This is a genomic window from Shimia sp. SK013, assembly GCF_001292625.1.
In the GTDB taxonomy this organism is placed as follows: Bacteria; Pseudomonadota; Alphaproteobacteria; order Rhodobacterales; family Rhodobacteraceae; genus Shimia.
Genome location: NZ_LAJH01000021.1, coordinates 273,596 through 300,586, shown reverse-complemented (window position 1 = coordinate 300,586; position 26,991 = coordinate 273,596). Strand labels below are relative to the sequence as shown.

Annotated in this window: 20 protein-coding genes and 1 pseudogene; 5 read left to right on the top strand and 16 right to left on the bottom strand. The window is 58.7% G+C overall.

Annotation, left to right across the window (positions count from 1 at the left end):
• Nucleotides 1–38 precede the first annotated feature (38 nt).
• Nucleotides 39–617, top strand: coding sequence for a TetR/AcrR family transcriptional regulator (locus SHIM_RS17295; protein ID WP_054003988.1), 579 nt, complete (start codon nucleotides 39–41; stop codon nucleotides 615–617).
• On the opposite strand, the gene SHIM_RS17290 is transcribed toward SHIM_RS17295, so the two are convergent.
• From SHIM_RS17290 to mutL, 6 genes and pseudogenes are all read right to left on the bottom strand, one after another.
• Nucleotides 614–1,660 carry a Hint domain-containing protein gene (locus tag SHIM_RS17290; RefSeq protein WP_054003908.1) on the bottom strand — a complete coding sequence of 349 codons (1,047 nt, stop codon included), beginning with the start codon at nucleotides 1,658–1,660 and terminating at the stop codon, nucleotides 614–616. The genes SHIM_RS17295 and SHIM_RS17290 overlap by 4 nt on opposite strands.
• A gap of 298 nt (nucleotides 1,661–1,958) precedes the next feature.
• Nucleotides 1,959–2,285, bottom strand: coding sequence for a DUF3775 domain-containing protein (locus tag SHIM_RS17285; protein ID WP_054003907.1), 327 nt, complete (start codon nucleotides 2,283–2,285; stop codon nucleotides 1,959–1,961).
• Between the two features lie 116 nt (nucleotides 2,286–2,401).
• Nucleotides 2,402–2,812: pseudogene (locus SHIM_RS17280) on the bottom strand (hypothetical protein); the annotation flags it as partial.
• Between the two features lie 18 nt (nucleotides 2,813–2,830).
• The gene (locus SHIM_RS17275; RefSeq protein ID WP_152926586.1) at nucleotides 2,831–3,499 is read right to left on the bottom strand and encodes a class I SAM-dependent methyltransferase; all 669 of its coding nucleotides are present in this window, start codon (nucleotides 3,497–3,499) and stop codon (nucleotides 2,831–2,833) included.
• 54 nt (nucleotides 3,500–3,553) lie between these two features.
• A complete protein-coding gene (locus SHIM_RS17270) occupies nucleotides 3,554–4,708 on the bottom strand; it encodes a DNA recombination protein RmuC (RefSeq protein ID WP_054003904.1) in 1,155 nt (384 codons plus the stop codon).
• A 63-nt stretch (nucleotides 4,709–4,771) separates the two neighbouring features.
• A complete protein-coding gene (mutL, locus tag SHIM_RS17265) occupies nucleotides 4,772–6,661 on the bottom strand; it encodes a DNA mismatch repair endonuclease MutL (protein ID WP_054003903.1) in 1,890 nt (629 codons plus the stop codon).
• A gap of 151 nt (nucleotides 6,662–6,812) precedes the next feature.
• Between mutL and SHIM_RS17260 the strand changes: the two genes are divergently transcribed.
• Nucleotides 6,813–8,165, top strand: coding sequence for an aminotransferase class III-fold pyridoxal phosphate-dependent enzyme (locus SHIM_RS17260; protein ID WP_054003902.1), 1,353 nt, complete (start codon nucleotides 6,813–6,815; stop codon nucleotides 8,163–8,165).
• Nucleotides 8,166–8,210: 45 nt separating this feature from the next.
• Here the strand turns inward: SHIM_RS17260 and SHIM_RS17255 are convergent, their stop codons facing one another.
• Nucleotides 8,211–11,789: a hydantoinase B/oxoprolinase family protein gene (locus SHIM_RS17255; RefSeq protein WP_054003901.1), complete on the bottom strand. Its 3,579-nt coding sequence runs from the start codon at nucleotides 11,787–11,789 to the stop codon at nucleotides 8,211–8,213.
• Between the two features lie 285 nt (nucleotides 11,790–12,074).
• Here SHIM_RS17255 and SHIM_RS17250 point away from each other — a divergent pair, with 285 nt between their 5' ends.
• A complete protein-coding gene (locus SHIM_RS17250; protein WP_054003900.1) occupies nucleotides 12,075–13,817 on the top strand; it encodes a SulP family inorganic anion transporter in 1,743 nt (580 codons plus the stop codon).
• Nucleotides 13,818–13,822: 5 nt separating this feature from the next.
• Here SHIM_RS17250 and SHIM_RS17245 read toward each other — a convergent pair whose 3' ends face one another.
• The 4 genes from SHIM_RS17245 to SHIM_RS17230 are packed head-to-tail and all read right to left on the bottom strand — an operon-like array spanning nucleotide 13,823 to nucleotide 17,707.
• Complete coding sequence (locus SHIM_RS17245) at nucleotides 13,823–14,749, bottom strand: metal ABC transporter permease (protein WP_054003899.1); 927 nt, start codon at nucleotides 14,747–14,749, stop codon at nucleotides 13,823–13,825.
• Nucleotides 14,746–15,951 carry a metal ABC transporter permease gene (locus SHIM_RS17240; protein ID WP_054003898.1) on the bottom strand — a complete coding sequence of 402 codons (1,206 nt, stop codon included), beginning with the start codon at nucleotides 15,949–15,951 and terminating at the stop codon, nucleotides 14,746–14,748. The genes SHIM_RS17245 and SHIM_RS17240 overlap by 4 nt, the downstream gene beginning before the upstream one ends.
• 3 nt (nucleotides 15,952–15,954) lie before the next feature.
• On the bottom strand, nucleotides 15,955–16,761 hold the full coding sequence (locus SHIM_RS17235) for a metal ABC transporter ATP-binding protein (protein ID WP_054003987.1): 807 nt from the start codon (nucleotides 16,759–16,761) through the stop codon (nucleotides 15,955–15,957).
• Between the two features lie 10 nt (nucleotides 16,762–16,771).
• Nucleotides 16,772–17,707: a metal ABC transporter solute-binding protein, Zn/Mn family gene (locus SHIM_RS17230; protein WP_054003897.1), complete on the bottom strand. Its 936-nt coding sequence runs from the start codon at nucleotides 17,705–17,707 to the stop codon at nucleotides 16,772–16,774.
• A 224-nt stretch (nucleotides 17,708–17,931) separates the two neighbouring features.
• On the opposite strand from SHIM_RS17230, the gene deoC reads away from it, so the two are divergent.
• Both deoC and SHIM_RS17220 read left to right on the top strand, forming a co-directional pair.
• Nucleotides 17,932–18,924 carry a deoxyribose-phosphate aldolase gene (gene deoC, locus SHIM_RS17225; protein ID WP_054003896.1) on the top strand — a complete coding sequence of 331 codons (993 nt, stop codon included), beginning with the start codon at nucleotides 17,932–17,934 and terminating at the stop codon, nucleotides 18,922–18,924.
• A gap of 13 nt (nucleotides 18,925–18,937) precedes the next feature.
• A complete protein-coding gene (locus SHIM_RS17220; protein WP_054003895.1) occupies nucleotides 18,938–21,283 on the top strand; it encodes an aldehyde dehydrogenase family protein in 2,346 nt (781 codons plus the stop codon).
• A 114-nt stretch (nucleotides 21,284–21,397) separates the two neighbouring features.
• On the opposite strand, the gene SHIM_RS17215 is transcribed toward SHIM_RS17220, so the two are convergent.
• The 5 genes from SHIM_RS17215 to purH all read right to left on the bottom strand — a co-directional run bounded on the left by SHIM_RS17215 (nucleotide 21,398) and on the right by purH (nucleotide 26,977).
• Nucleotides 21,398–22,696 (bottom strand): M16 family metallopeptidase, encoded by a 1,299-nt coding sequence (locus tag SHIM_RS17215; protein WP_054003894.1) that lies wholly within the window; start codon nucleotides 22,694–22,696, stop codon nucleotides 21,398–21,400.
• A complete protein-coding gene (locus SHIM_RS17210; protein WP_054003893.1) occupies nucleotides 22,693–24,027 on the bottom strand; it encodes a M16 family metallopeptidase in 1,335 nt (444 codons plus the stop codon). Before SHIM_RS17210 ends, SHIM_RS17215 begins: the two co-directional genes overlap by 4 nt.
• A gap of 118 nt (nucleotides 24,028–24,145) precedes the next feature.
• Entirely contained in the window at nucleotides 24,146–24,661 is a 516-nt protein-coding gene (locus SHIM_RS17205) for a DUF3035 domain-containing protein (RefSeq protein WP_054003892.1), read from the bottom strand.
• Nucleotides 24,662–24,713: 52 nt separating this feature from the next.
• Nucleotides 24,714–25,184: a signal peptidase II gene (lspA, locus tag SHIM_RS17200; protein WP_054003891.1), complete on the bottom strand. Its 471-nt coding sequence runs from the start codon at nucleotides 25,182–25,184 to the stop codon at nucleotides 24,714–24,716.
• Nucleotides 25,185–25,387: 203 nt separating this feature from the next.
• On the bottom strand, nucleotides 25,388–26,977 hold the full coding sequence (gene purH / locus SHIM_RS17195) for a bifunctional phosphoribosylaminoimidazolecarboxamide formyltransferase/IMP cyclohydrolase (RefSeq protein ID WP_054003890.1): 1,590 nt from the start codon (nucleotides 26,975–26,977) through the stop codon (nucleotides 25,388–25,390).
• Nucleotides 26,978–26,991 lie beyond the last annotated feature (14 nt).

The window sequence follows — 26,991 nt, the reverse complement described above, 5'->3', positions numbered from 1 at the left end:
TAATTTGACCGCGGTCATAAATCATGCCAAAACAGGCCATGGCCCGCGCAATTCAACAACGCACCTTAAAAACCCGCGCCAAGCTTTTGGACGCGGCCAACGCCGTTATCACCGAGAACGGTTACGAGGCCCTGCGCGTCGAAGAGGTCGTGCTGCGCGCCGGTGTCGCCAAAGGCACTTTCTTTGCCCATTTCAAAGACAAAGACGCGCTGATGGATCAACTGATCGGCGCGGAGATCGACCGGCACCTCGATATGATCGAGGCGCAAGGCGTGCCCGAAACCATCGACGGGATGGCCGCCGCCCTTATGCCTCTGGTCAAATTCATGAGCTGCGAGCGCTACGTGTTTGATGTGATCTTGCGCCACTCCGGCGCCGCCGCCAATGCCGGGATTGGCCCCATCGCCACGACCTTCGGACGTCAGGCCGAGGTCACGGCGACTTGGCTTGCCGACATGCCATTTCGCAGGGATATCTCTCCAGACCTGCAGGCCGAGGGCGTGCAAGCCTTTGTTGTTCAAGCGATTTCATTGGTGTTCTGCGCGTTGCACAATTCTGTCGACCCACAGGAACGCCTCGCGATCTACCTGCGGGCCTGGCTGACACCCAACGCTTAGGCGGCCTGTGCCACGAGTTCGCGAAACACCGGCTCTCCCGTAACCATTCTGGCCCAAATACGGGCTTCATGTGCCTTCAAGTCCGGCAATGCCGTTCCCTGAAATTGGGCCAACAGGTCGGGACGCTCCGACATCAACTGAGACACTTGCGCACGCGCGTGCGGCGCCATTGTCTGCATCGCTTGCGTGCCCAAGAAAAGGCTCTCTGCTTCGGCCCCATTGGCAATCAGAATCTCGTGTCCGTCCAACAGCAAATGCACGTAAGTCACGCCATGCCGCCAGGACAGATCAGGCAAGCCCGGCGCGGGCGTGATATGTCCGGCATGGGCAAAAGCTTCGGATGTGCCGGACATCATTTCCACCTGCCAGCCGCGCAGCACAATGCGATGCTGTTGCGACACCCAAAGGTCACGATGCGGGAGCCCCCTGCCGAGGCTCTGTGCCTCGATACACACGGGGCGCAACGCAGGTTTTCGGACCAAATCACCAAAGCTGAACCGGCTGTGCACCGCCATCAAAATCCGTTTGCTGCGCCCATCCGCCAGCATCACGCGATCGCCTGCTTGCAACATCTCGATCGGTTTGGCACCAAACGGCGTGTCAATCAAAGTGCCCGCGACAAAACACACCGGCAGGTCATCGGGGTGCCGATCCACGTCGTTGAGTTTGAATTTCTTGTGGCCAAACTCGTTCATGTCGTCTTCGCTGGCATCTGCGTCCGGCAAGAACATAAAACGGGTTTCATCGCCGGGTTCGGGATAATCCAGAATGGTGATCATAGCCACTTCTGCGTCGTCAAACTCATCCGGCACGTTGCTCCCGTCGTCCAACTCTGCGGTCATCTCAAAGACAAATTCGTATTCGACGCCATCGATCACAACTTTGGTGTTGGGATCTGGTTCGCCACCATTGCCCTCAAGCACGAGATTTCCATCAGGCCCGTCTTTGACAAAGGTGATTTCGACCGCGTCCTCGTCGGTGAGATCCACATTTTTGTCCTGTCCGTTTTTCTGATCTTCTCGCGCCCAGAAACTGATCGACATACCTCTGCCCCTTTTAAATAACCCCACAACCACGAAGCCATGCACGCGAACACGCCCGTGCCGGCCCGCACGAAATCGCGTGCAAGAGCCCTGCGGGAAACGCATGCGTTCCGCAAAAAGGGTGTCGATTGTGCAAAGACCCGTACCGGCGGGTTCCGTTTCCTATCGGTCCACAGGTGGGTGCAAAAGAGGCCCACGAAAAGGTTCGCAGGCCGCCTTGGCATAAATTAACTAAAGGTTGACGTGTTCGCCAAAACCGCGCCGCAAACAGCGGGGCGCGGAGCCGAAAAATCGGCCGTTAACCGCGCCGCACGAGGTCGTCTTCCGCATCGCTCAGCGACATGCCAAGCTCTTCCATTCCGCTTTCCAGATGGTCGCTCAGGTGCGGCGATCCCAAAAGATAGTCGGCGGTGGGGACGGTGTTTTCTGTCTTGGCCGTGCGGATCGCCTCGCCAAGCTCTTCTGCGGCAAAGGCTTCTCGGCCAACCCACATCACGGCCACAAGGCTGGCCTGCTCATCTTCGTTGAGTCGTTCGATAAAGGCTCTCAGTTCGCCTTCTGCCCTATTCAATTCACGGGACATCAGCACGACCTGCGCCACTTGCCATGGGGATATTTCTAGCATGGTGCGTCTCCGTTCTGGTCGCTCATAGTGTGTTGCACCAGCATCGACCCGTCTTTGATGTGGCGCAAATGGTTTTTTGGATCAATTGGCGAGAACCGGCCTGCGCCACGCAACCCTCACCCCTCCGGCTTGGTCAACGGCACCACTTTTTCGCGCTCGTCCGGCGCCAGTTCCTCGAAATCGAAACTGTCCAAACGCCGCGCCCGACGGCCTGCTTTGTCCGCACTGATCCTGATCTCAGAGACATCCTTGGCCGCCTGCGTGAATTGCCGATCCAGATTTTCCACCCGCGTCCCATGCCGGTCCACATCTTTGTGCAACAGCCCCAATTCTTTGCGAATGGCCCCCGCCTCGTTCAACTCCCCCTGCGGGCTCGCGTTGCGCAGCATCTCGTAGGCTTCCAGCGGGAATATACTTTCGATTACAATCGGTTCTGGCGGGTTAGGCCGATGGATTAGGCAATCGTCCTGCTTGCCGTTCAACAACGTATGCTGCAGCATATAGAAGTCAGCAGGCAGCGCCCTGGACCTGTGGTGCGGCCGGCCTCATCTGCGGGTCAGGACCGCCATGGTTTGGGTAGGGTGTCCAAAACTGTCGTCAAGCGCACAGTCAAAGCCACAGTGGCCGGCCACCGCGGCCATCATGTCAAAGGTATAGTGAAACGGATCCTGCGCTGGATGGGTTTCAAACTTGCGATCCCATTTGTCTCTCGGAGAAGGCCTGGCCCACGTGACTGTGTCCGGAACCAGAAAAAAAGTGGTGAAGTAAAGCCCGCCCTGCGCCAGCACCGAAGCAAGATTGGACAGGCAGACACCAATTGAATTCAAGGACAGGTGGCTGAAAAGGGAATTGGAAAAGGCCATGTCCACTGACCCGTCGATCGAGGAAAAATCAAAACAATCGGACACAACGAAACTGGTGTTTCTCAGATCCACGCCCTCTTCCCGAAGCTTGCTCAAGCCAAGGTCGATGGTGTCCTGATTGATGTCCATGCCAAAATAGTGCCCTGCGCGCAGATAAGGAATAAGGACGCTGCCCAGCCGCAGCGGGCCACACCCGATGTCCAGAAAGCGATGGTGTGCCTGTAGGCCCTGCGCATGAACAAACCGTTCCTGCATTTGCTGATGCGACAGCCAAAACCGTTGCGATTTATAGTCGTCCTTGCGCAGCTTCCCTTCCAGAAACACCTTCGTTCTGTAATGATTGTCTTCCACAATGAAACTCCTCAACAATAATGGACGGCGGGTACTCCGTGATCCCCCTAACCCTCACACCTCCGGCTTGGTCAACGGCACCACTTTTTCGCTCTCGTCCGGCGCCAGTTCCTCGAAATCGAAACTGTCCAAACGCCGCGCTCGACGGCCTGCTTTGTCCGCACTGATCTTGATCTCAGAGACATCCTTGGCCGCCTGCGTGAAATGCCGATCCAGATTTTCCACCCGCGTCCCAAGGCGGTCTACATCCTTGTGCAACAGCCCCAATTCTTTGCGAATGGCCCCCGCCTGTTCCCGCATACGCGCGTCTTTCAAAATGGCGCGCATCGTGTGCAGCGTCGCCATGCAAGTGGTCGGCGACACGATCCAGACCCGCGCCTCAAACCCCTCGCGCACCAACTCCGGGAAATTGGCGTGCAATTCGGCATAAACCGCCTCAGACGGCAAAAACATCAGCGCGCCATCGGCAGTTTCTCCATCGAGAATGTATTTCTCCGAGATATCCTTGATGTGTTTCTTCACCGACGTGCGCAGCATCCGCGCCGCGGCATCCAACTCACCCTGCGTGCTGGCATTGCGCAGCATCTCATAAGCCTCAAGCGGAAATTTGCTGTCGATCACAATTGGCCCCGGCGGGTTCGGCAGGTGGATCAGACAATCCGCGCGCTTACTATTCGATAGCGTATGTTGCAGCTTATAACTGTCAGACGGCAGCGCCTTTGTGACAATATCGTTCAGCTGAATTTCCCCAAACGCGCCTCGGGTTTGCTTGTTGGAAAGAATATCCTGCAGGCTCAGTACATCGCCCGAAAGCCGCGTGATATTCTCCTGCGCCTTGTCGATGGTCTTGAGCCTCTCCTGCAATTCCCCCAACGAATGCGCCGTGCGCCGCGCGGAACCTTGCAGGTTCTCCGTCATCTGCAAATTGACCTGCGACAGACGCTTTTCCATGTGCTGCAACAACTGCGCTTGCGCCGCGGCCTGACTTTCAACCACCTGATTGAGCCCACCAGCCAACTGCTGCTGCCCGTCCCCCAACGACTGGACCCGCTGCCCCAGCGACCCCATCTGATGTGCCAAGGGTTCCGCCATGCGCGCAGATTTCCCCGCCGCACGGATCGCCATTATTAGGAGAACAACCAGCAAGACCGCAATGGCCAAACCAGCGGTCTCTGCAATGCTCAGGGTATAGGTGCCAATAGTGATCATGCTCGCCCGTTCATTCTTATTTTCTCAGACCAAAAGCCGGACCTCGCCCGACCCGTCGATGTTTCACGTCCGCCCAAACAACCGCTCAATATCGCTCAGCTTGAGTTCAACGTAGGTCGGCCGCCCGTGGTTGCACTGCCCGGAATGCGGCGTCGCTTCCATCTCGCGCAGCAAGGCGTTCATTTCTTCGGCCCGCATCCGCCGCCCCGACCGGATCGACCCATGACAAGCCACGCGGCTCAGGATCGCTTCAAGCTTGGCCTGCACCAACATACTCTCGCCCTGATCGTCCAGCTCATCAAGGATATCGAGCACCATCGCCCGCGCGTTGACCTCTCCGAGCAACGCAGGCGTTTCGCGCACGGCAACTGCGCTGCCCCCAAAGGCTTCCAGCGTCAGACCCAATTGGCTCAACGGCTCCGCCACCGCCAGAATGCGCGCGCAATCCCCTTCGGACAGATCAATAATCTCAGGGATCAACAACGCCTGCGCCGCAACGCCGTTTTCTGCCATCTGATGTTTCAACTTTTCGTACACAAGCCGCTCATGTGCCGCGTGCTGATCGACAATCACCATACCTGTCTCGGTCTGCGCGACGATGTAATTCTCATGCACTTGCGCCCGCGCCGCGCCCAATGGCAAAGCCTCGACCTCAGGCTGCGACGCCTCCGCAATCGGTTCCACACGCGCAGAATAGGCTTCGGTCAAATCCGAAAACCCCGGCTCAAAAGCAGCAATCGGCGCCTGCGCCTGATATGCTGCCGTGCGTGCCCCCATCGACGGGCGGTCCATCTGATACACCCGCGCCGCGCCCTGTGGCACTTGCGGTACAGACCCCAAAGCGCCCATCTGCTCAGGTCGAAACGCGCCCAATGTTGCCCCGGCCACGGTTGTTGACGCCCGATGCCCTGCCTCTGCCAATGCGTGACGTAAACTGGACACGATCAGGCCGCGCGCCATACCGGGATCGCGGAACCGCACCTCGGATTTCGCCGGATGTACGTTCACGTCTACCAGATGCGGATCGCAATCAATAAACAGCGCCGCCGCCGGATGACGGTCACGGCTCAGGTAATCAAAATAGGCCCCGCGCAGCGCCCCGACCAGCAACTTGTCTTTCACAGGACGCCCGTTCACGAACAGATACTGCGCCACCGACGAGCCCCGCGAATAGGTCGGCAAAGCCGCATACCCAATCAGCCGCAGCCCCTCGCGTTCTGCATCTATCCGCAGCGCGTTTTCGGCAAATTCCTTGCCGATGATCTTCGCCAATCGCCCGTGCAACGCATCAAACAAATCACCGGTCTCGGCCTCAGTGCGAAAGGTCACGCGCCCCTCGCCACCGCCTGTCACGTCGCGCAGCGTAAAGCCGATGAACGGCTCCGCCATCGCCAGACGTTTGACCACATCCGTGATCGCCTGTGTCTCCGCCCGATCCGTCCGCATAAATTTCAGCCGGGCGGGCGTGGCATAAAACAGATCCCGCAGCTCAACGATGGTGCCCCCTGACAGAGCCGCAGGTTTGACCGGCCCCATCACGCTGCCTTCCACCGAAATCCGCGCCGCCGGAGCGGACCCCACCCGCGATGTGATCATCAGCCGCCCAACTGCGCCCAGCGACGGTAAGGCTTCGCCGCGAAACCCAAACGTGTGGATGTCCAACAGATCGCTACCATCTATCTTGGATGTCGCATGACGCGACAACGCCAGCGGCAACTGCGCCTCAGAGATGCCACAGCCGTCATCGGTGATGCGAATAAGCGTTTTGCCCCCGTCGGCATAGGCGATCTCGATCCGAGTGCTGCCCGCATCAATGGCGTTTTCCACCAACTCTTTAACCGCCGAAGCGGGTCGTTCGACCACTTCACCCGCCGCAATCCGGTTGATTGCCGCATCATCCAGCTGACGGATGACAGGCAAATCCTGGCTTATGTTGGGGTTATCCACAGGCATAGGACCAAATCTAGCATGTTCCCGTTTGATTCTACCACCGCGTTTGCGATGATACCGCCGCTTTTGCTGGACAGCTCAAATCCCTTGCTGCAATATTTGATCAAATTTTTTGAACTGCCGGAATCACACCCGCAGCCAAGGGAGCTCCACCATGAAAGACGACAACTTCCTCAAGGAAAACAACGCCCGCCATCTTTGGCATCCGATGGGTGCCCCTGCGGACAGCCACGGCACGCCGCCCAAGATCATCAAAGGCGCGGAGGGTGTGAAAATCACCGACATCGACGGCCACTCTACGGTCGACGCCGTGGGCGGTCTTTGGTGCGTGAACCTTGGCTATTCCAACAACGTCGTGAAAGAAGCCATCGCCAAACAGCTTTACGACCTGCCCTACTACTCCGCCTTTGCGGGCACCTCCAACCCGCCGGCCATCGAAGCCTCATACGCCGTGCGCGAATTCTTTGACGCGGACGGCATGACACGGGTGTTCTTCACCTCCGGCGGCTCTGACTCGGTGGATACCGCGCTGCGCCTGTCCCGCCAATACCACCGTCTGCGCGGCGAACCGACCCGCACCAAATTCCTCAGCCTCAAGAAGGGCTACCACGGCACCCACTTTGGTGGCGCGTCAGTAAATGGCAACAACCGCTTCCGCATCAACTACGAACCGCTGCTGCCGGGCTGTTTCCATCTGCCCGCCCCTTACCCCTATCGCAACCCGTTCAACGAAGCCGATCCCGCACAGCTGGCGCAAAACATCGCCGCCGCGATGGAAGACGAGATCGCCTTTCAGGGCGCCAACACCATCGCTGCATTTATCATGGAACCCATTCAGGGCGCGGGCGGCGTGATCGTACCAGACGCCTCTTTCATGCGCCTGATGCGCGAAATCTGTGACCGCCACGGCATCCTGATGATTTCCGACGAAGTCATCACCGGCTTTGGCCGCACTGGCGACTGGTCCGGCGCGCGGCACTGGGGCGTTCAGCCCGACATGATGACCGTCGCCAAAGGCATCACCTCAGGCTACTTTCCTGTCGGTGCCTGCATGGTGGGTGACAAGGTCGCGGATGTTTTTGAGAACGACCAAACCGGCGAGGCGGGCATCTTCCACGGCTACACCTATTCGGCGCATCCCGTTGGGTCTGCCGCCGTTGTCGCCTGTCTGGCCGAGACCCAACGGCTGGACACCAAAGCCAACGCCGCCGCCCGTGGCACGCAACTATACGATGGCGTACGGAAGCTTGCCGAGAAACATGACATCATCGGCGACGTGCGCGGCGGCCATGGCCTGATGACCGGGATTGAACTGGTGTCAGACAAAGCGGCCAAGACACCAATGGACATGGCCACCATGAAGAAAGTGCACGAAGCCACTTATCAGGCCGGTGCCATGGTGCGTCTTGGCGCGCACAACGTTTTGATGTCTCCACCGCTGACCATTTCCGAAGCCGAGGTCAACACGATCCTGTCCGCTTTGGATGCTGGTTTTTCGGCGGCCTGACGCAAACAATCAGCGCCCGCCAAATTCGGGCGCTGATCCCCTTTTCTACGCTTTGCCACAGCCACCGCCGCCCGGCGTGCCCATGCCAAACACGGCACCCGCTGGCAGGTCGATCTCGTCAAACCCTTTCAGGTCGACGCGTGTTCCATCCGGCATCTCTGCCCAGTTCACGCCAACGGAACCAGGCGCCCCACCGTCAACGCCAAACGGCGGCACTTCGCGATGCGAGCACAGCGTCGTAACCGTCACCGGCGCGAGGAACCGCAGCTTGCGCATTGACCCGTTGCCCCCAGACCACTTGCCTGCGCCACCTGATCCAGCGCGCACGCCAAATTCCTCCAACCTTACCGGAAAGCGTTTTTCCAGAATTTCGGGATCGGTCGAGCGCGTATTCGTCATATGCGTCTGCACTGCATCACAGCCGTCAAACCCCGGCCCGGCGCCCGTACCACCTGCAATGGTTTCATAGTTCTGAAATGTCTCATTGCCCCAGATGAAGTTGTTCATCGTGGCTTGCGAACAGGCCATTACGCCCAGCGCGCCATACAATGCATTGCACGTCGCCTGACTGACCTCAGTATTCCCCGCAATCACCGCAGCCGGATACACCGGATTGAGCATCGACCCATCCGGCACCACAATCCGAAGCGGTTTCAGACAGCCCTCGTTAAGCGGAATTTCCGCGCCTACCATGGTGCGGAACACATACAAAACCACCGCGCGGCACACCGACATCGGCGCATTGTAATTGCCCGGGTGCTGCCCGCTTGTTCCGGTGAAATCAATCACCGCCTCGCGCGCGTCCCGATCTACCGAGACCTGCACCTCGATGCTGGCTCCATGGTCCATCGAGTAGCTGAACGATCCGTCTGTCAGCCGATCAATCACCCGCCGCACGCTTTCCTCGGCGTTGTCCTGCACGTGGCCCATATAGGCCTGCACCACGCCCAATCCATAGTGATCCACAACCTTCAGCAACTCCCGCCGGCCGGTCTCATTGGCCGCCACCTGCGCCTTAAGGTCCGCCATGTTCTGATCGGGATTGCGCGCCGGATACATGCCGGACGCCAGCACATCGCGTGCCACCTGATCCTGCAAATCCCCACCGCTCACCAACCGCACATTGTCGATCAACACGCCTTCGTGGTCGATATGCGTGCTGTCAGGCGGCCCCGACCCCGGCGTGCGTCCGCCAATGTCGGCATGGTGCCCGCGCGAGCCCAGCCAGAACACCACCTCGCCGCCATGAAACACCGGCGTCACCACGGTGACATCCGGCAAATGGGTGCCTCCGTTGTAGGGCGAGTTCAGCATGAAGGCATCGCCCTCGTGAATGTCGCCCGCATTCTCACGCATCACGGTGCGGATGCTTTCAGCCATACTGCCAAGGTGCACCGGCACATGCGGCGCGTTGGCCACCAGATCGCCTTCGGTATCAAAAATCGCACAGCTGAAATCCAGCCGTTCCTTGATGTTCACAGACCACGACGTGTTCGCCAGCGTCGCCCCCATCTGATCGGCGACGGACATAAACAAGTTGTTGAACACTTCCAACAACACGGGATCAACGGTCGTGCCCGCAGCCCGCTCCCGCGCCATGTCCTCAACACGCTCAAGGATCAGGTTGCCCATACCATCAAGCCGCGCTGCCCACCCTGGTTCCACCACATTGGTGCCGGTCTTTTCCGAAATCACCGCCGGTCCGGCAATCACCGCCGCAGCACTCAGCGTATCGCGGTCATAAAGCGGCACATCACGCCGCCCCTCACCAACATGCACTGCGATCTGCGCCTTTGGCGCGTCGCTTGTGCCAAGCGGCACCACGCCCGGCGCCTCACCGGTCTCGCCAATCGCCTCCGCACTCAGCATATCAAACAGCAGGCCCCGCTCGGGGCTGATAAAGCCGAACCGCTGCTTGTGAACCTCTTCAAACGCGGCCTGCATCTCGGCCACGGTGCCAAATGCGACCTCAAGCGGCTGATGGCTGCCGTCATAGCGCAAATGCGCCCGCGCCTCGATCGTCACCTCGGCCACGCCCTGGGCCACAACCTCGGCCCGCGCCTCTTGGGCGATTGCCGCCAGCGCCACTTCTGCTGCCGCAACGTCCGAAAGCGGCGCGTCCAACTGCACTTCGCACATCGCGCGGATCTCGGCCAGCCCCATGCCATAAGCTGACAAAACCCCGGCGTGCGGGTGAATGAACACTTTGGTCATGCCCAGCGCATCCGCCACCAAACAGGCGTGCTGCCCTCCAGCGCCGCCAAAACATTGCAACGCATAGCCCGTCACATCATGCCCGCGCTGGACAGAAATCTTCTTGATCGCGTTTGCCATGTTATCAACGGCAATCCGCAGGAACCCTTCGGCCATCTCCTCGGGGCTGCGCGCAGCTTCGCCGGTCTCGGTCGCCACCTGCGCCGCCATCTCTGCAAACTTGGTCCGCACCACATCCACGTCCAACGGCAAGTCGCCACCGCGCCCAAACACATGCGGGAAATGATCGGGATTCAACTTGCCCAACATCACATTGCAATCGGTGACCGTTAGCGGCCCGCCCCGTCGGTAACACGCCGGTCCGGGATCGGCCCCAGCGCTTTCCGGTCCAACCTGAAACCGCCCATCCCGGAACGTGCAGATCGAGCCGCCACCCGCCGCAACCGTGTGAATATCCATCATCGGCGCGCGCATCCGCACGCCCGCCACTTCGGTCTCAAAGCTGCGTTCATAATCGCCCGCATAATGGCTCACATCCGTCGATGTGCCGCCCATGTCAAAGCCGATCAGCCGGTCATATCCTGCCGCCTCGCCAGTCTTGACCATGCCGACAATGCCACCCGCAGGCCCCGACAGAATGGCATCACGCCCGTGAAACAGGCTGGCATCGGTCAGGCCGCCGTTGGACTGCATAAACAGCAACCGCTCACTTGCAGACCCCACGTCAATCGCACTGGCCACCTGATCCACATAGCGCCGCAAAATCGGGCTAAGATAGGCATCAACAACTGTGGTGTCGCCGCGGCCCACAAGTTTGGCAAGACGCGACACCTCGTGACTCACCGACACCTGTGAAAATCCGATCTCGCGTGCCATCTCGGCGGCGCGGTGTTCGTGCACAGGGTTCAAATAACCATGCAATCCGGCAATCGCGATCGCGCGAATTCCGTCGTCAAAAACCGCCTGCATTTGGTGATGCAACGCGTCCGCGTCCAGCGCATGGACAACGCCACCGTCAGCATCCAGACGTTCGTCCATCTCAATCACGGTTTCATACAACAAATCGGGCCGTTTGATCTCCAAATCGAACAAGCGTGGCCGTGTCTGGTACCCAATCAACAACAGGTCGCGAAATCCCTTGGTGATCACCAAGGCCACCCGCTCGCCCTTGCGCTCCAGCAAAGCATTGGTTGCCACCGTGGTGCCCATCTTCACCGCCCCGATGGAGCCTGCCGCAAATTCACCGGTCACACCCATCAACTCACGGATGCCTTGCACGGCGGCATCGCGATAGCGTTCCGGATTTTCCGACAACAGCTTGTGCGTGAGAACGTCACCCTCTGGCTTGCGCGCAACAATATCGGTGAAGGTGCCACCCCGGTCGATCCAGAATTCCCACGCGCCGCTCATCTCAGATCTCCCCATTTGGACACCACAGGTTTTGGCACCTTTGCGACGGATGTCAACGCAACGCAGCGCCCGCTGAGCTCACGCAGCCCAACGCGAAATCGGCACCTCCGCGATGCCGACGTAATACCGACGCGATGCAGATCCTGTTTTTGTCTGTTTTCAGCCCGTTAACCCATGATTCTTCAAATGCGCGTCACTTTCCTCGCAACTTACCTCATTCACACCCTTCATTTATTCCAAAAATTGAATATATAAACCCTCAACACGACTCACAGCCGAGGTCCCATGCCCCTTTCTGATAAGGTCACCCGCTATCTGCCCATACTCAGTTGGGCACGCCATTATGACCAAGCCACGTTTGGCGCTGACATGCTTGCGGCGGTGATCGTCACGATCATGCTGATCCCGCAATCGCTGGCTTATGCGCTGCTGGCTGGCCTGCCGCCAGAGGTTGGTCTCTATGCCTCAATCCTACCGCTGGTGGCCTATGCGATCTTTGGTACCTCCCGCGTTCTGGCGGTTGGTCCCGTAGCGGTGGTCTCACTGATGACGGCTGCGGCTATTGGAAATCTTGCCCTACAAGGCACGGCCGAATACCTGATCGCCGCGATCACATTGGCCTTTATGTCCGGCATTATGTTGACGCTCATGGGCTTGTTACGCCTTGGTTTCCTTGCCAATTTTCTGTCTCATCCTGTGATCGCCGGTTTCATCACCGCGTCCGGCATCCTGATCGCCTTCAGCCAGCTCAAGCATATTTTTGGCATCTCCGCGCACGGGCATTCTCTTCCGGAATTGCTGTCTTCCCTTTTGGCGCACATCGCCGAGACCAACGCCTACACGGTTGTCATCGGCGTCTTCGCGCTTGGCTTTCTGTTCTGGACCCGCAAAGGCCTCAAACCCCTCCTGCTGCGTGTTGGAACCCAGCCGCGTCTGGCTGATGTACTGACCAAAGCCGGCCCCGTCGCGGCCGTCGCAGCCACCACACTTGCGGTCTATCTCTTTGATCTCGGTGGCAAAGGCGTCTCAATCGTTGGCGAGGTGCCCACCGGCCTGCCACCGCTTTCGATGCCCAGTCTGTCGCCAGACCTCTGGTCCCAGCTTTTCTTGGCTGCGGTCCTGATCTCGATCATTGGCTTTGTCGAAAGCGTGTCCGTGGCGCAAACTCTGGCCGCCAAACGCCGCCAACGCATCGACCCGGATCAGGAACTGATCGGCCTCGGCACCTCCAATATTGCCTCAGCAATTTCAGGAGGTTACCCCGTCACCGGTGGCTTTGCCCGCTCGGTTGTAAACTTCGACGCCGGCGCACAGACCCCCGCCGCAGGCGCCTTTACCGCCATCGGCATTGCCGGTGCCGCGCTCTTCCTCACACCGCTCCTGTTCTTTCACCCCAAGGCCACACTCGCCGCCACGATCATCGTCGCCGTGCTCAGCCTCGTTGACCTCTCAATCCTGCGCACCGCATGGGGCTATTCCAAGGTCGACTTTGCCGCCGTCGCCACCACCATCGCCCTCACCTTGGGCTTGGGGGTCGAGGCTGGCGTCAGCGCGGGCGTGATCCTCTCCATCGCCCTGCATCTTTATAAAACATCCCGTCCGCACATCGCCGAAGTGGGCCTTGTTCCAAACACACAGCACTTCCGTAACATCCTACGCCATAGGGTAAAAACTGCGCCCCACCTTGTTACGCTGCGCATCGACGAAAGCCTCTATTTCGCCAACGCCCGTTTCTTGGAAGACCACGTTTATGACCGCGTTGTGTGTGACGATCCGATCTCGGATGTGGTTTTGATGTGCTCGGCGGTGAACGAAGTTGATCTGTCGGCACTGGAAAGCCTTGAGGCGATGCACGCGCGCCTTCTGGATATGGGCATCCGCTTGCATTTATCTGAGGTCAAGGGTCCGGTCATGGACCGCCTCAAACGCAGCCACTTCCTTGATCACCTCAGCGGGCAGGTCTTTCTGTCACAATACGACGCGTGGACCGCGCTGCACGCCACCAAACGAGGCCCCAAAGTGGCCTGAAACCCTTAGATTGCAGGCGCCCCAAGGCGCTTGCGGCACGGGCCAAACAGCGCCGCCAGACCGAGGATCACGCCCGACACCGTGGCGATCATACCCGCCGCACTTACCGCATTGTCAAAGCCGAACCACAGCGGCCCAAAGCCGGCAAATACATAACCCAAAACCGCTGACAAAACCGCAAACACGACGCTCCAACCGAGTTGGATGTTCAACCGATTGGTCATCAATCGCGCCGCAGCAGGCGGGCAAATGAACATGGCGATCACAATGATCGATCCCACCGCGTCAAAAGCCGCCACTGCGGCCACGGCGGCCACGATCACCAATGCAAGACCGACAGAGCCAGTTCGCAGGCCCAAAGTGCGTGCAAAGCCTTCGTCAAAAGTCGACAATACCAATGGCCGCCAAAAGACCCACAAGAAGGCGCACACACCAATCAAGGCCATCGAAACACGGAACAATTCCACCGGTAGCTCCGCCAGGGCGCTTGGATCTACAAGGCTCTGCCAACCGATGGCATCAAGCCAAATCAGGCTCTCCAGATTGCCATAAAGCGCGTGCTCCACGTCCAGATGCACGCCGGATGTGTCTGATTGTTCAAGCAAAAGCACACCAGCGGCAAACAACGTGGTGAATGTCAGTCCCATCGCAGCGCCCGGTTCAATGCCGCCCAACCGCCGGATCGCTTCGATCATCGCAACAGACAAAACCGCAGCTGCAGCCGCGCCCAAAAGCATCGGTGCCGCCGCCACAACACCGGTGACCAAAAAGGCGACAACGATGCCCGGAAGAACCACATGACTTATGGCGTCACCAATCAGCGCTTGCCGTCGCAGCACCAGAAAATTTCCGGGCAACGCACAGGCAACAGCCGAGAAAATGCCAATTAGCAAAGGCGTCAACGACAGCGGAACAAACTCGGTACCACTCATGTTGCGACGCCCTTTGGGTTGCCGATACGCCGGTCAATTTCATCGATCTGGTCATTGGTCAACACGGTCTCGATGTCGCGCAAGCCATCATATAGCGCCGCCGCGCTTTCAAACGCCTGATCCGCGCGCACAACCTGCCAACGCGTCTCGTCACGCAACGCCTTTGCAGCCCGCGCTTTGCCATCTTCGGTTGCCACACCATCCGCATGCGCCAATCCGGCGCGACGCAACAATGTCAGTGTGAATCGTTCAAAAATGGGCTGGCCTTGAGCGAGCGCCAGCAACCCCTGCCGCATATGGACCCGTCGCTGAAACCGCCGATGGCGCATTCCAACCGCCAACAGACCTCGGTTGGGCGCCAGCAACAGCGACAGAAGAAACAGCGCGAAGCTGGTCAAAACAATAATTGGGCCTGTCGGCAAGGAAGGCGCCGTGGCGGATATCGCCGCCCCGATCCAAGCAGCAGCGCCGCCGCAAGCCCCTGAAATAACGGCCATCTTGTCGGTGCGATCGGTCCAAAACCGCGCAGTCACCGGCGGAATGATCAACATCGCCACGATCAGCACCAGCCCCACAACCTTGAGGCCCACAACGGTGACCGCCAAAGCCAGCCCCATGATCGCCAAATCAATACGGCGCACATTGACGCCGCTCGCCGCCGCAAATTCTGGATCAAATGCCACCAAGCCCATCGGCCTGCGCAGCGCCACAACAAGTGCCAGTGTTACCGCGCCGCCAACAGCGATCACCACCGCATCATTGAACAACATCCCTGCAGTGGACCCCAGCAAGAACCCTTCAAGCCCCGCCGCGCGCCCTGCAGTCATAGTCTGAATGACCGTCAAAAGCACGATGCCAAAGCCGAAGAAAACCGAAAGAACAGCACCGATTGCTGCGTCCTCCGCCAGTCGCGTACGTGCCGTAAGCCAATTGACACACAGCAACCCAATCCAGCTCGACACCGCAGCACCCAAAAGCAAGCCGGGCAAGCTGCGGCCGTCCGCGCCCAACGCCACCATGACGATGAACGCCAACGCCACCCCAGGCAGGGTTGCATGGCTGATCGCGTCGCTTACCAGCGCGCGTTTTCGAAGATAGAGAAAGGTGCCTGTCACGCCGGCCGATACACCCAACAGAGCGGCACCGATGGTGACCAAAGTCGCATTATATCCCAACTGGAGCGTCAGCGCGTCCCAAAGCATGGCTTAGACCGCAACCAGATCCAGCTGATCGATCTGCCCTGTCGCCAGACGCCCGCCGTAGGTCCGGTCAAGGTTTTCCGGCGTAAAGGCCTCCGCCACAGTGCCCTCGGCAATTTTGCGGGTGTTGATCAGGAACACGCGGTCAAAATAGTCGGCGACAGTGGCCAGATCGTGATGCACAGCGACAATGGTTTTACCGTCTTGTTTCAACGATTTGAGCACATCGATAATGGCTTTTTCCGTGGCTGCATCAACACCGGCAAACGGCTCATCCAGAAGATACAAATCCGCCTCCTGAGCCAACGCGCGTGCAAGGAAAACCCGTTGTTGCTGACCACCCGAAAGCTGCCCGATCTGGCGATCTGCAAAATCCACCATGCCAACGCGTTCCAAGCAGGCCATCGCCTTGGCGCGATGTTGGCCGCGAATACGGCGCAACAAGCCCAACTCGCGGTAAAGCCCCATTAGGACAACATCGATCACCCTTGTCGGAAAATCCCAGTCCACGCTGGCGCGCTGCGGCACATAGGCAATCCGGTGACGTTCCGACGCCAACGGTCTACCAAACACCGAAACCTGCCCCGCCAGCGGCGTCACAATGCCCAGCGCGGCCTTCAACAATGTAGATTTACCCGCGCCGTTCGGCCCGATGATCGCTGTCATCGCGCCTTCGGTCACGGTCATATCGACGGAAAATACCACAGGCGTCTGCCCATAGCTTACGGTCATGCCGCGCAGGGCCAGCGGGCTTTGCGCAAGCGCGTGTTCTGTCGGGATCACGCCGTCATTTGCTGCAAGTTCCAAGCTCATTGCTTCTTCCTCAAGACCCTGCCGACAAGCGGCCATTCAACCCACGCGCCGGTGCTTCACCGCCAAGCGCGCTCGCGATCACAGTCACATTGTGATCCAACATACCCACATAGGTGCCTTCATAAGTGCCTTCCGCGCCCATCGCGTCGGAAAACAACTCCCCGCCGATTTTTACGTCATGGCCTTTGGCTGCCGCGCCTTCGATAACGGCGCGCATCGATCGATCCGACACCGAGCTTTCGACAAACACAGCACCGATTTTGCGCGTCACCAACATGTCCACCAACACACTGATCCGGTTCAAACCCGCCTCGGAATTCGTAGAAATGCCCTGAATGCCCAGAACTTCGAAGTCATAGGCGCTGCCGAAATAGCCAAATGCGTCGTGCGCTGTCAGCAGCACACGGGACTCAGCGTTAACCGTTGCCAAAGTGCGATCGGCATAGGCTGCCAAAAGGCGCAGATCTTTTACAAACTCGGCTGCATTGGCCTCAAACATTTCACGGCCTTCGGGACGCTTTGCGATCAACGCATCGCGCACCCGATCAGCAATCAAAACCCACAGATTAGGGTCCATCCACACATGCGGATCAAATTTGTCGTCATAATCGTCATGACCGCGCAACAGTTCGTGCGGCAATTGATCGGTAACCGCGACAACCGATCCGCGCTTTCCCAGCTTGTGAAAGAAATCTTCCATCTGCGCTTCAAGATAAAGGCCATGCCAGAACACAATGTCGGCACGGGTCATCGCCACGATATCCGTGCGCGTTTGACGATAGCCATGCGGGTCCACGCCGGGGCCCATCAGGCCAAGCACCTCAACCGCATCGCCACCAATCCGACGCACGGTATCTGCAATCATTCCGGTTGTTGTCACAACATTCAGCTTATCAGCGGCAAAGGCGCTTTGTGGCACCAATGCAGGCGCCGCCAAACCGGCCAATGTACCTAAAACGAACTGTCTGCGAGAGAATCGCACGTATCACCTTTGAGTTGCTTGAGATTGAATATGAGAACCATTCTCAAGAGTGTCAACGCAATTGCGACTTATTCTCATCTTTTTTCTGACCATTGGGTAAAAAATCCGCAATTCATCTCTTCTGTTGCCTTGCAATGTCTACGTAACATGAGGCATTTTAGACCTGTTTCCCGCAACAGGATGAACCGATGCAGACGCCCACCATATCCGCCGAAGGGCACCAATTGCCGACGGCGATTGAACCGCGTAACCCCGGCATGGCACTGGACCTTGATTGGGTCCGGACCGCACAGGCCAATACCTCGGCCATCGAACGCCGCGCCAAAACCCTTCCTGGCCGCCGCTCGGTCAAGAAAGACTATCAGGCCGCGTGGCTGTGCAAGGCGATCTCGCTGATCGACCTGACAACCTTGTCCGGTGACGACAGCGAAGGCCGCGTTGAACGTCTCTGCGCCAAGGCCGCTCAGCCGGTGCGCGCTGACATCTTGGACGCGCTCGACATGACCGGCCTGACCACCGGCGCTGTCTGTGTTTATCACGACATGATCGAAACGGCCGTTTCCGCTCTCAAAGGCACAGGCATTCCCGTGGCCGCCGTCTCCACTGGGTTTCCAGCGGGCCTCTCGCCCTACCACCTGCGCATCGCCGAAATTGGCGAGAGCGTCAAAGCAGGCGCCGAGGAAATCGACATCGTCATCACCCGCCGTCACGTGCTGCAAGGCAACTGGCAGGCGCTTTATGACGAGATGGCCGAGATGCGCGCCGCCTGTGGTGACGCCCACATCAAAGCCATTCTCGCCACGGGCGAACTTGGCACGCTGCGCAACGTCGCGCGCGCCTCTCTGGTGTGCATGATGGCTGGCGCTGATTTCATCAAGACATCGACCGGCAAGGAAAGCGTCAACGCCACCCTGCCCGTGTCCCTCGTGATGATCCGCGCCATCCGCGATTACTATGACCGCACCGGATACCGCGTCGGCTACAAACCCGCGGGCGGTATTTCCAAAGCCAAGGACTCGTTGGTCTATTTGTCTCTAATCAAAGACGAACTGGGCGACCGCTGGTTGCAGCCCGACCTCTTCCGCTTTGGCGCTTCGTCCCTTTTGGGCGACATCGAACGCCAACTTGAGCACCACGTCACCGGCCACTACTCGGCCAGCTACCGCCACGCGATGGCGTAAGGGGACTATCACAATGACCGTAAAAGAGATTTTCGAGACCATGAACTACGGCCCCGCCCCCGAAAGCGCTGGCGATGCACTGGCATGGATCGTCGACCAAGGCGCCGCGTTTGGCCAGTTCATCGACGGTGACTGGACAGAACCGCGCAAAGACTTTCAATCCAAGAACCCCGCCAACGGCGAAACCTTGGCCGATCTGACCCAAGCCTCACAGGATGAGATCAACGCTGCAGTTGCTGCAGCCCGCAAGGCGCAGTCTAAATGGGAAGGCCTCGGCGGTCACGGTCGTGCCAAATACCTCTACGCCATCGCGCGCCTGCTGCAAAAACACAGCCGCTTGTTTGCTGTGCTGGAAACGCTCGACAACGGCAAGCCGATCCGTGAAAGCCGCGACATCGACATCCCACTTGTTCAGCGCCACTTCTATTATCACGCTGGCATGGCCCAGTTGATGGAGTCTGAGCTGCCCGACGCGCAAGCGCTGGGTGTCTGCGGCCAGATCATCCCATGGAACTTTCCACTTCTGATGCTTGCGTGGAAAGTCGCGCCAGCGCTGGCAATGGGCAACACGGTGGTACTGAAACCGGCCGAATACACGTCGTTGACCGCGCTGCTCTTTGCCGACATCTGTCAACAAGCTGGCCTGCCTGCGGGTGTGGTAAACATCGTCACCGGCGACGGCGCCGTGGGCGAAATGATCACCGCGCATGAAGACGTCAACAAGGTCGCCTTCACCGGTTCCACAGACGTCGGCAAACGCATCCGCCATTCCACCGCTGGCTCCGGTAAATCGCTAACGCTCGAATTGGGGGGCAAATCGCCCTACATCGTGTTTGACGACGCCGACATCGACAGCGCCATCGAAGGTCTGGTTGACGCGATCTGGTTCAACCAAGGACAGGTCTGCTGCGCAGGCTCGCGCCTCTTGGTGCAAGAAGGCATTGCTGACACGTTCCACCGCAAGCTCAAGGCACGCATGGACGGCCTGCGCATCGGCAACCCGCTTGATAAATGCATCGACGTCGGCGCAATTGTCGATCCGGTTCAGCTGAAAACAATCTCCGATTTGGTGGATGGCAATAGCGAAGGTGAAACTTATCAACCTGCCCTCGATATGCCGACCGAAGGTTGCTTCTATCCACCCACTCTGATCACCGGCCTCGCACCATCTTCTAAGCTGATGCAGGAAGAAATCTTTGGCCCAGTGTTGGTGTCGACAACGTTCCGCACCCCTTCCGAGGTCGTCGCACTCGCCAACAACACGCGTTACGGCCTAGCTGCCACGCTCTGGACCGAAAACGTGAACCTCGCGCTTGATATCGCACCCAAGTTGGTTGCGGGTGTGGTCTGGATCAACGCGACCAATCTGTTTGACGCCGCTGCCGGTTTTGGCGGCGTGCGCGAAAGCGGTTATGGCCGCGAGGGCGGTTGGGAAGGCCTGTCGGCCTACACCAAACCCAAAGGCAGCGCCAAGGCGATCAAGCCTGTCGAGGCCTTCAGCGGCGACAAAGGTCCGCTTGATCCGCTGGATCGGACGCCCAAGCTGTATATCGGCGGCAAACAGGCGCGGCCTGACAGCGGTTACAGCCAAAGCATCTTTGGTAAGAACGGCGCACTCTTGGGTCAGGTCCCGATTGCCAACCGCAAAGATGTGCGCAACGCGGTTGAGGCTGCGCACGCGGCCAAAGGCTGGTCCGGCACCACCGGCCACCTGCGCGCGCAAATCCTTTACTTCATCGCAGAAAACCTCTCTGCCCGCCGTGAGGAATTTGCAAACCGCATCAACACGCTTAAGGGCGGCAAAACGGGCGACAAAGAGGTCGACACCTCAATTCGCCGCCTGTTCACCTACGCAGCGTGGGCCGACAAATACGACGGTCAGGCACATGGCGTGCCGATCCGCGGCGTGGCGCTGGCGATGAAGGAACCGGTCGGCGTGATCGGCGCCCTTTGCCCCGACGACCTACCACTTCTGGGGCTGATCTCGGCGATGGCGCCTGCGATTGCCATGGGCAACCGCGTTGTTCTCGCGGCCTCGCAAACCTTTCCGCTGGCCGCGACCGATTTCTATCAGGTGCTCGAAACCTCTGACCTGCCCGGCGGCGTGGTGAACATTCTCACCGGCAGCCATGCCGAGCTTGCCAAGCCGCTCGCGGGTCACATGGACGTTGACGCGGTTTGGTCATTCTCTGGCGCCGACGTCTCCGCTGAGATTGAGCGCGAAAGCGCCGGCAACCTGAAACGCACGTGGGTCAACAACGGCATGGCCCGCGACTGGATGGGGGCCGAAGGCGAAGGCCGGACCTTCTTGCAAGCCGCCACCGAAGTCAAAAACATCTGGGTGCCCTACGGCGAATAAGCCACAGGTGCCAAGCAGACATCAGAAAGGGCGGCCCCAATCGGACCGCCCTTTCTCTTTCTATCCAAAAAACCCTGAGGTGACGCCAGTTTGCTGGCGCAGGGGGGGCGCCCTTCAGACGCCGTCCGGTTTCCCGACAACAACAAAAGTCAGCAGCTCGGGATCCAGAAGCTCTTTCGCCACCCGGTTAACATCCTCAACGGTCACTGCATTCACAAGATCGTTGCGGTTCACGATGTAATCAATTGGCATACCGTCCATCTGCATGCCCACCATAATTCTGGCAATCGACCCGTTGCCGTCAAACCGCAGCGGATACGCGCCGGTCAACAAGGCTTTGGCTTTCTCAACCTCATCCGATGTGGCGCCAGTATCGGCCATCTTCGCCCATTCCTCGCGGATCACGTCTATGGCCTCCGCCACCCGATCATTCGCGCTGGACACAGAGCCCATGTACACGTTCGCCTGATCGCGCAGGACCAGATAGGAATAGACGCCGTAGGTCAGGCCGCGTTTCTGGCGCACCTCGGTCATCAAACGGCTTTCAAAGCCGCCACCACCAAGCACCACGTTCAACACATAAGCCGGGAAAAAGTCTTCGTCGTTGCGGTGAATTCCGGGCTGCGCAAACACCGCCACTGATTGCGGCGTGTCAAAATCCACCACGTCGATGCCTCCGGCAAACACCACATCAGCTTCACCCGGCAAAGTCGCCCCCGTTTCCGGCAATGCACCCAACAGCTGATCCAACATCGGGCCCAATTCTTCGGCGGTGATGTCGCCCACCACGCCTACATACAGGCGGTCTTTGGTCAAAGCACCTTGGTGCGCGGCCACGATGTCATCGCGCGTCAACGCCGTTACGCTGTCAATCGTGCCTTCTCCAGCTGTGGCATAGGGATGCGCCCCATATGTTAGCTCGCTCATCCGTTTTCCGGCGATTTTGTCGGGGTCTTTCAGACTGCTGCGCAATCCCGACAACACCTGTCCCCGCACACGCTCAACCGCGACTTCGGAAAAAGATGGCTCCACCAGAGACCGGCGCAACAACGCCAACGCCTCGTCACGGTTCTCTGTCAAAAACCGTGCCGAAATCGACACCGCATCCGCATGACTGTCATAGCCGAACTGCGCCGCCAACTCTTCGCTTTCCCGCGCAAATCCTTGCGCATCCAGATCACCTGCGCCTTCCTCAAGCAGCCCCACCATCAAGTTGGTGGCCCCGCGTTTGCCTTGCGCATCCAACGACGTGCCGCCGCGAAACCGCAGTTCCACAGCAACAAAGGGAATGGAGGGCTCTTCCACCAACCATGCCTTGATGCCTCCGGGCGAAGTGACCTCCTTGACGTTGATTTCAGCCCAGGCCGGAAAGGCCAAAACCACGGAAACAAATGCAATCACATACCGGATCATTGCGTGACCTCCTCTTGACCCATCAGCCAGCCGGTCACCGACCGGCGATCGTCAAAAACCTGTTTAGCCGCGGCGATAATGTCGTCTTCGGTGACGGCCTGCAAAATATCGGACCAAGCCTGAATGTCGGCAATCGTGAGACCAGCGGTCAGCGAGCGGCCATAGCGATTGGCCAGACTGCTGACGTTGTCCCGTTCGTAGATTTCGGACGCGCGAAGCTGCATCTTGATGCGGGCCAACTGCTCCGCATCAACACCGGTTTCGATGAACTCGACCACCACCGCATCCATAGCGTCCTCAGCCTCTTGCAAAGACACACCGGGCACCGGCACCACCACAAAGTCAAACGTGGTCGCGTCCAGCGATGTGCCATTGTACCAGCTTGCGGCATAGACCACTTTTTTCTGCTCAAACTGCAACTTCTGGCTCAGCACAGAGGTCTGACCACCGCCAAGGATTTCCGCCAGCAAGGTCAACGCCGCCGCTGTTTCCTGATCCCCCGGATTGCGCTCAGGCGCGAGATAAGACCGGGTCACATAAGGCTGTGCCACACGCGGATCCTTATACGTCATTCGGCGCGGGCTGATCTGTGGCGGCTCCTGCGGTCGTACACGCTCTGGTAAGTCCGGATTGGCAGGCAACACCCCGTAATACTGTTCGGCCAATGCCTTTACGGCCAGTGGATCTACATCACCGGCCACCAACAAAATCGCGTTGTTCGGCGCGTAAAACGTGTCGTAGAACGACCGCGCATCTTGCAGCGACAGCGCTTCCATTTCATGACGCCAACCGATGACAGGCACGCCATAGCGGTGGTTCTGATACTGCGCTGCGCTTAACTGTTCGCGAAACAGCGCACCGGGGTTGTTTTCAACACGTTGGTTGCGCTCTTCAATGATCACTTCACGCTCGGTGGCCACCTCATGCTCCTGCAATCGCAGGTTCACCATCCGGTCGCTTTCCATGCGCATCATGAGCTCTAGCCGGTCGGCTGCCACACGTTGGTGATAAGCGGTCATATCGTAGCTGGTGAACGCATTATCGCGCCCGCCATTGGCGGCTACGGTGGCGGAAAACTCTCCCGACTCCATGTTGTCCGTGCTTTTGAACAACAGATGTTCCAGAAAATGCGCCACACCGGACACCCCCGGCTGCTCATCGGCAGATCCGGCTTTGTACCACACCATATGCATGACCACTGGTGCGCGATGATCTTCCACCACCACGACCTGCATGCCATTGTCCAAAGTGTAGTCAGTGACAAGATCGTTGGCCCGCACCGGAAGGGCAAAAGATGCCACGCCGAGAGCCAATACTAAGAGTCGCACCATGTGAGAAAACTCCGTTTAAAAAACGCTTGGGTAAATAGATACGCGCCACTGCTGCAGCTTCAAGAGATCAAACGTGATTGTGACAGGCTTTCAGTGCGAAATGCGCACCGCGATGCTGTTAGGGAGTCTTCGGAGCCGCCGGTGTTCGTGCGCCGGCCCGCCGCCAGCGCCACCATTCGTCGAATTCTTCAAGGTCCTGCGAGTCATAGACCTTTTCATAGATGTCGTGTTTCACAAGACGAATGCGCGTCAGGCGGCCACGTTTCTTGCGAAATGCTTCATCTTCGACCCGTGCGGTTTGGCGAATGTCGGCACTACGGCCATTGCGCGACGCATAATTTACAAGCGCCCCATCGCTCGACCCAATTGTCGGCGTGTTCGTCAGCGGTTCCGGACGGCCACCCAGCGCGGCAACCGCATCGCCGATAGGGTTAAGATCCGTACGGTTCACGCCATTTGGCACCGGAGCAGGCAAGGAGGAATACTCGGTCGGTTGGGTCAATTCCTTGCCCGGCAGTATGCTGAATTCGTCAGGCCCGTTGGAGTCCGTACCCATAGTGCGCAACGGCTTATTGCTGCCGCAAGCCGCAAGGCTGACAACCAAACCCAAAATGATCAGACGCGACACGTGCATCGCATACCTCCAACAATAATGCGCCAAGGTTTAGCGCATTCATTCTCCAACGTCACGCCTCTCTTTTGGCGCCGCCGAAAATCACCAAACCGATCGCGCCTGCGAATATCCAGACATCCGCGAGATTAAATGCAAACGGGTTGTCTATGCCGCAACAAGACATGTTCAAAAAGTCCGCCACAGCGCCATAAATAAGGCGGTCGACCACATTGCCAATCGCGCCGCCGATCAACAAGCCAGCGCTTATCAGGCCCCACTTCCCAGGCGGCTCCCGCCTGACCCAGACCAGAACGAAGATGGAAATCGCCGCCGCCACAGCGATCAAAATCCAGCGGGCGGCTTCGGGGCTGCCGGAAAAAAGGCCAAAATTGATGCCGTCGTTCCAAGCCATGTGAAACCGCAACAGTGGCGGAAGAACGTCAATGGCCATCACTTCTCGCAGGTTCAGCATATGCACAACGGCATATTTGCTCGCCTGATCGGTGATAAAGGCCCAAAAGCCTGCCCAAAATACCAGACGCATGCCGCGTCTCCTTCGTCTGCCTGTCTGCCTCAGTGCCGCGCTTCTTCGTGTTCGTGTTTATCGCGGTCATTGTTGGCGCCATCGTACGCCTATCTGCGCTTTACAACAAGGAAATTGGCCATTCCGGCCGGCTCTCCCTATCTGCGGCAGATTTCGATCCCGGCCACTCGCGGTGCGCGGACGGAACCATATTTCTTTTGGCGTCAGTGGCGGAAGTGGCGCATGCCTGTAAAGACCATAGCCAAACCAGCGTCATCCGCTGCCTTGATGACCTCTTCGTCGCGCATCGAACCACCAGGCTGGATCACACATGTGCCACCCGCCGCCGCTGCTTCCAAAAGGCCGTCCGCGAAGGGGAAGAACGCGTCAGACGCCACAGCCGACCCTTTTGCTGGGCTTTCGTCCAGTTCCAGTGCATCCGCCATGCGTTGCGACTTGGACGCGGCCACATTGGCACTGTCCAAACGGCTCATCTGGCCCGCTCCGACGCCCACAGTCGCGCCGCCTTTTACATAAACAATCGCGTTGGACTTCACGTGCTTCGCAACCTTCCAGGCAAACAACAGATCGGCCATCTGCGCGTCTGTCGGCGCAACTTTGGTCACAACCTTAAGCTCATCCATCGCCACGGAGCCAACGTCTTTGTCCTGCACCAGCAAACCACCGGCCACCTGCTTATAGGCCGTGATCGGCGCGCGGGGATCTGGCAAACCATCGGTCAACAGAAGGCGTAGGTTTTTCTTGCCAGAAAAGATTTCCTTGGCGTCCTCAGACGCACCCGGCGCAATGACAACCTCGGTGAAGATCTCGACGATCTTGCTGGCGGTTTCCGCGTCCAGTGGTTGGTTCAGCGCCACAATACCGCCAAAGGCAGAGGTGCGGTCGCAATCAAATGCTTTCTGATACGCCTCCACCAACGTCGCGCCCACAGCCACACCGCAAGGGTTGGCGTGTTTGATGATCGCCACGGCAGGGCCGTTGGCAGGATCAAATTCGCTGACCAGTTCAAACGCCGCATCTGTGTCGTTGATGTTGTTGTAAGACAGCTCTTTGCCTTGAAGTTGCGTCGCCGTGGCCACACCCGCGCGGCCGGAACCATCGGTGTAGAACGCCGCTTTCTGGTGGCTGTTTTCGCCGTACCGCAATGTCTGCTTCAACCCGCCGGCAAAGGCACGACGCTTGGGCGCCTCCAGTTCAAGCTGCTCAGCCATCCATGTGGATACAGCCGCGTCATAAGCCGCTGTACGGGCATAGGCCTTTTGGCTCAGCTTGCGGCGAAATTTCGGACAAGTCGCGCCGTCGTGCTGCTCCATGTCGGCCAACAGTGTGTCGTAATCTTCCACGTCGACGACTACATTCACGAACGCCGCGTTCTTGGACGCCGCTCGGATCATCGCAGGACCGCCAATGTCGATGTTCTCGATGCAAGTGTCATAATCGGCGCCCGCCGCCACTGTCGCCTCAAACGGATACAGGTTCACCACCAGCAAATCGATGCCAGCAATGTCATGTTCATTCATCGCCGCCACGTGGTCCGCATTGTCGCGCAGCGCCAGCAAACCACCGTGCACCTTGGGGTGAAGCGTCTTGACGCGGCCGTCCATCATTTCCGGAAAGCCGGTGACTTCAGAGACGTCTTTGACCTCAAGACCCGCGTCGCGCATCGCTTTTGCACTCCCCCCGGTCGACAGAAGTTCGACGCCACGCGCGCTCAACGCTTTGGCAAGGTCGATCAATCCAGTCTTGTCAGATACAGAAATCAGGGCGCGGCGAATGGGGTGCAGATCGGTCATGGGGCGCAGGAGTC

Coding starts and splice junctions, on each gene's coding strand:
- SHIM_RS17285 (WP_054003907.1), bottom strand. CDS start 2,285: ATGCTAGAAATATCCCCATGGCAAGTGGCGCAGGTCGTGCTGATGTCC.
- SHIM_RS17215 (WP_054003894.1), bottom strand. CDS start 22,696: ATGATCCGGTATGTGATTGCATTTGTTTCCGTGGTTTTGGCCTTTCCG.
- purH (WP_054003890.1), bottom strand. CDS start 26,977: ATGACCGATCTGCACCCCATTCGCCGCGCCCTGATTTCTGTATCTGAC.
- SHIM_RS17205 (WP_054003892.1), bottom strand. CDS start 24,661: ATGCACGTGTCGCGTCTGATCATTTTGGGTTTGGTTGTCAGCCTTGCG.
- SHIM_RS17270 (WP_054003904.1), bottom strand. CDS start 4,708: ATGATCACTATTGGCACCTATACCCTGAGCATTGCAGAGACCGCTGGT.
- SHIM_RS17260 (WP_054003902.1), top strand. CDS start 6,813: ATGAAAGACGACAACTTCCTCAAGGAAAACAACGCCCGCCATCTTTGG.
- deoC (WP_054003896.1), top strand. CDS start 17,932: ATGCAGACGCCCACCATATCCGCCGAAGGGCACCAATTGCCGACGGCG.
- SHIM_RS17220 (WP_054003895.1), top strand. CDS start 18,938: ATGACCGTAAAAGAGATTTTCGAGACCATGAACTACGGCCCCGCCCCC.
- SHIM_RS17240 (WP_054003898.1), bottom strand. CDS start 15,951: ATGCTTTGGGACGCGCTGACGCTCCAGTTGGGATATAATGCGACTTTG.
- mutL (WP_054003903.1), bottom strand. CDS start 6,661: ATGCCTGTGGATAACCCCAACATAAGCCAGGATTTGCCTGTCATCCGT.
- SHIM_RS17295 (WP_054003988.1), top strand. CDS start 39: ATGGCCCGCGCAATTCAACAACGCACCTTAAAAACCCGCGCCAAGCTT.
- SHIM_RS17250 (WP_054003900.1), top strand. CDS start 12,075: ATGCCCCTTTCTGATAAGGTCACCCGCTATCTGCCCATACTCAGTTGG.
- SHIM_RS17210 (WP_054003893.1), bottom strand. CDS start 24,027: ATGGTGCGACTCTTAGTATTGGCTCTCGGCGTGGCATCTTTTGCCCTT.
- lspA (WP_054003891.1), bottom strand. CDS start 25,184: ATGCGTCTGGTATTTTGGGCAGGCTTTTGGGCCTTTATCACCGATCAG.
- SHIM_RS17245 (WP_054003899.1), bottom strand. CDS start 14,749: ATGAGTGGTACCGAGTTTGTTCCGCTGTCGTTGACGCCTTTGCTAATT.
- SHIM_RS17255 (WP_054003901.1), bottom strand. CDS start 11,789: ATGAGCGGCGCGTGGGAATTCTGGATCGACCGGGGTGGCACCTTCACC.
- SHIM_RS17290 (WP_054003908.1), bottom strand. CDS start 1,660: ATGTCGATCAGTTTCTGGGCGCGAGAAGATCAGAAAAACGGACAGGAC.
- SHIM_RS17235 (WP_054003987.1), bottom strand. CDS start 16,761: ATGAGCTTGGAACTTGCAGCAAATGACGGCGTGATCCCGACAGAACAC.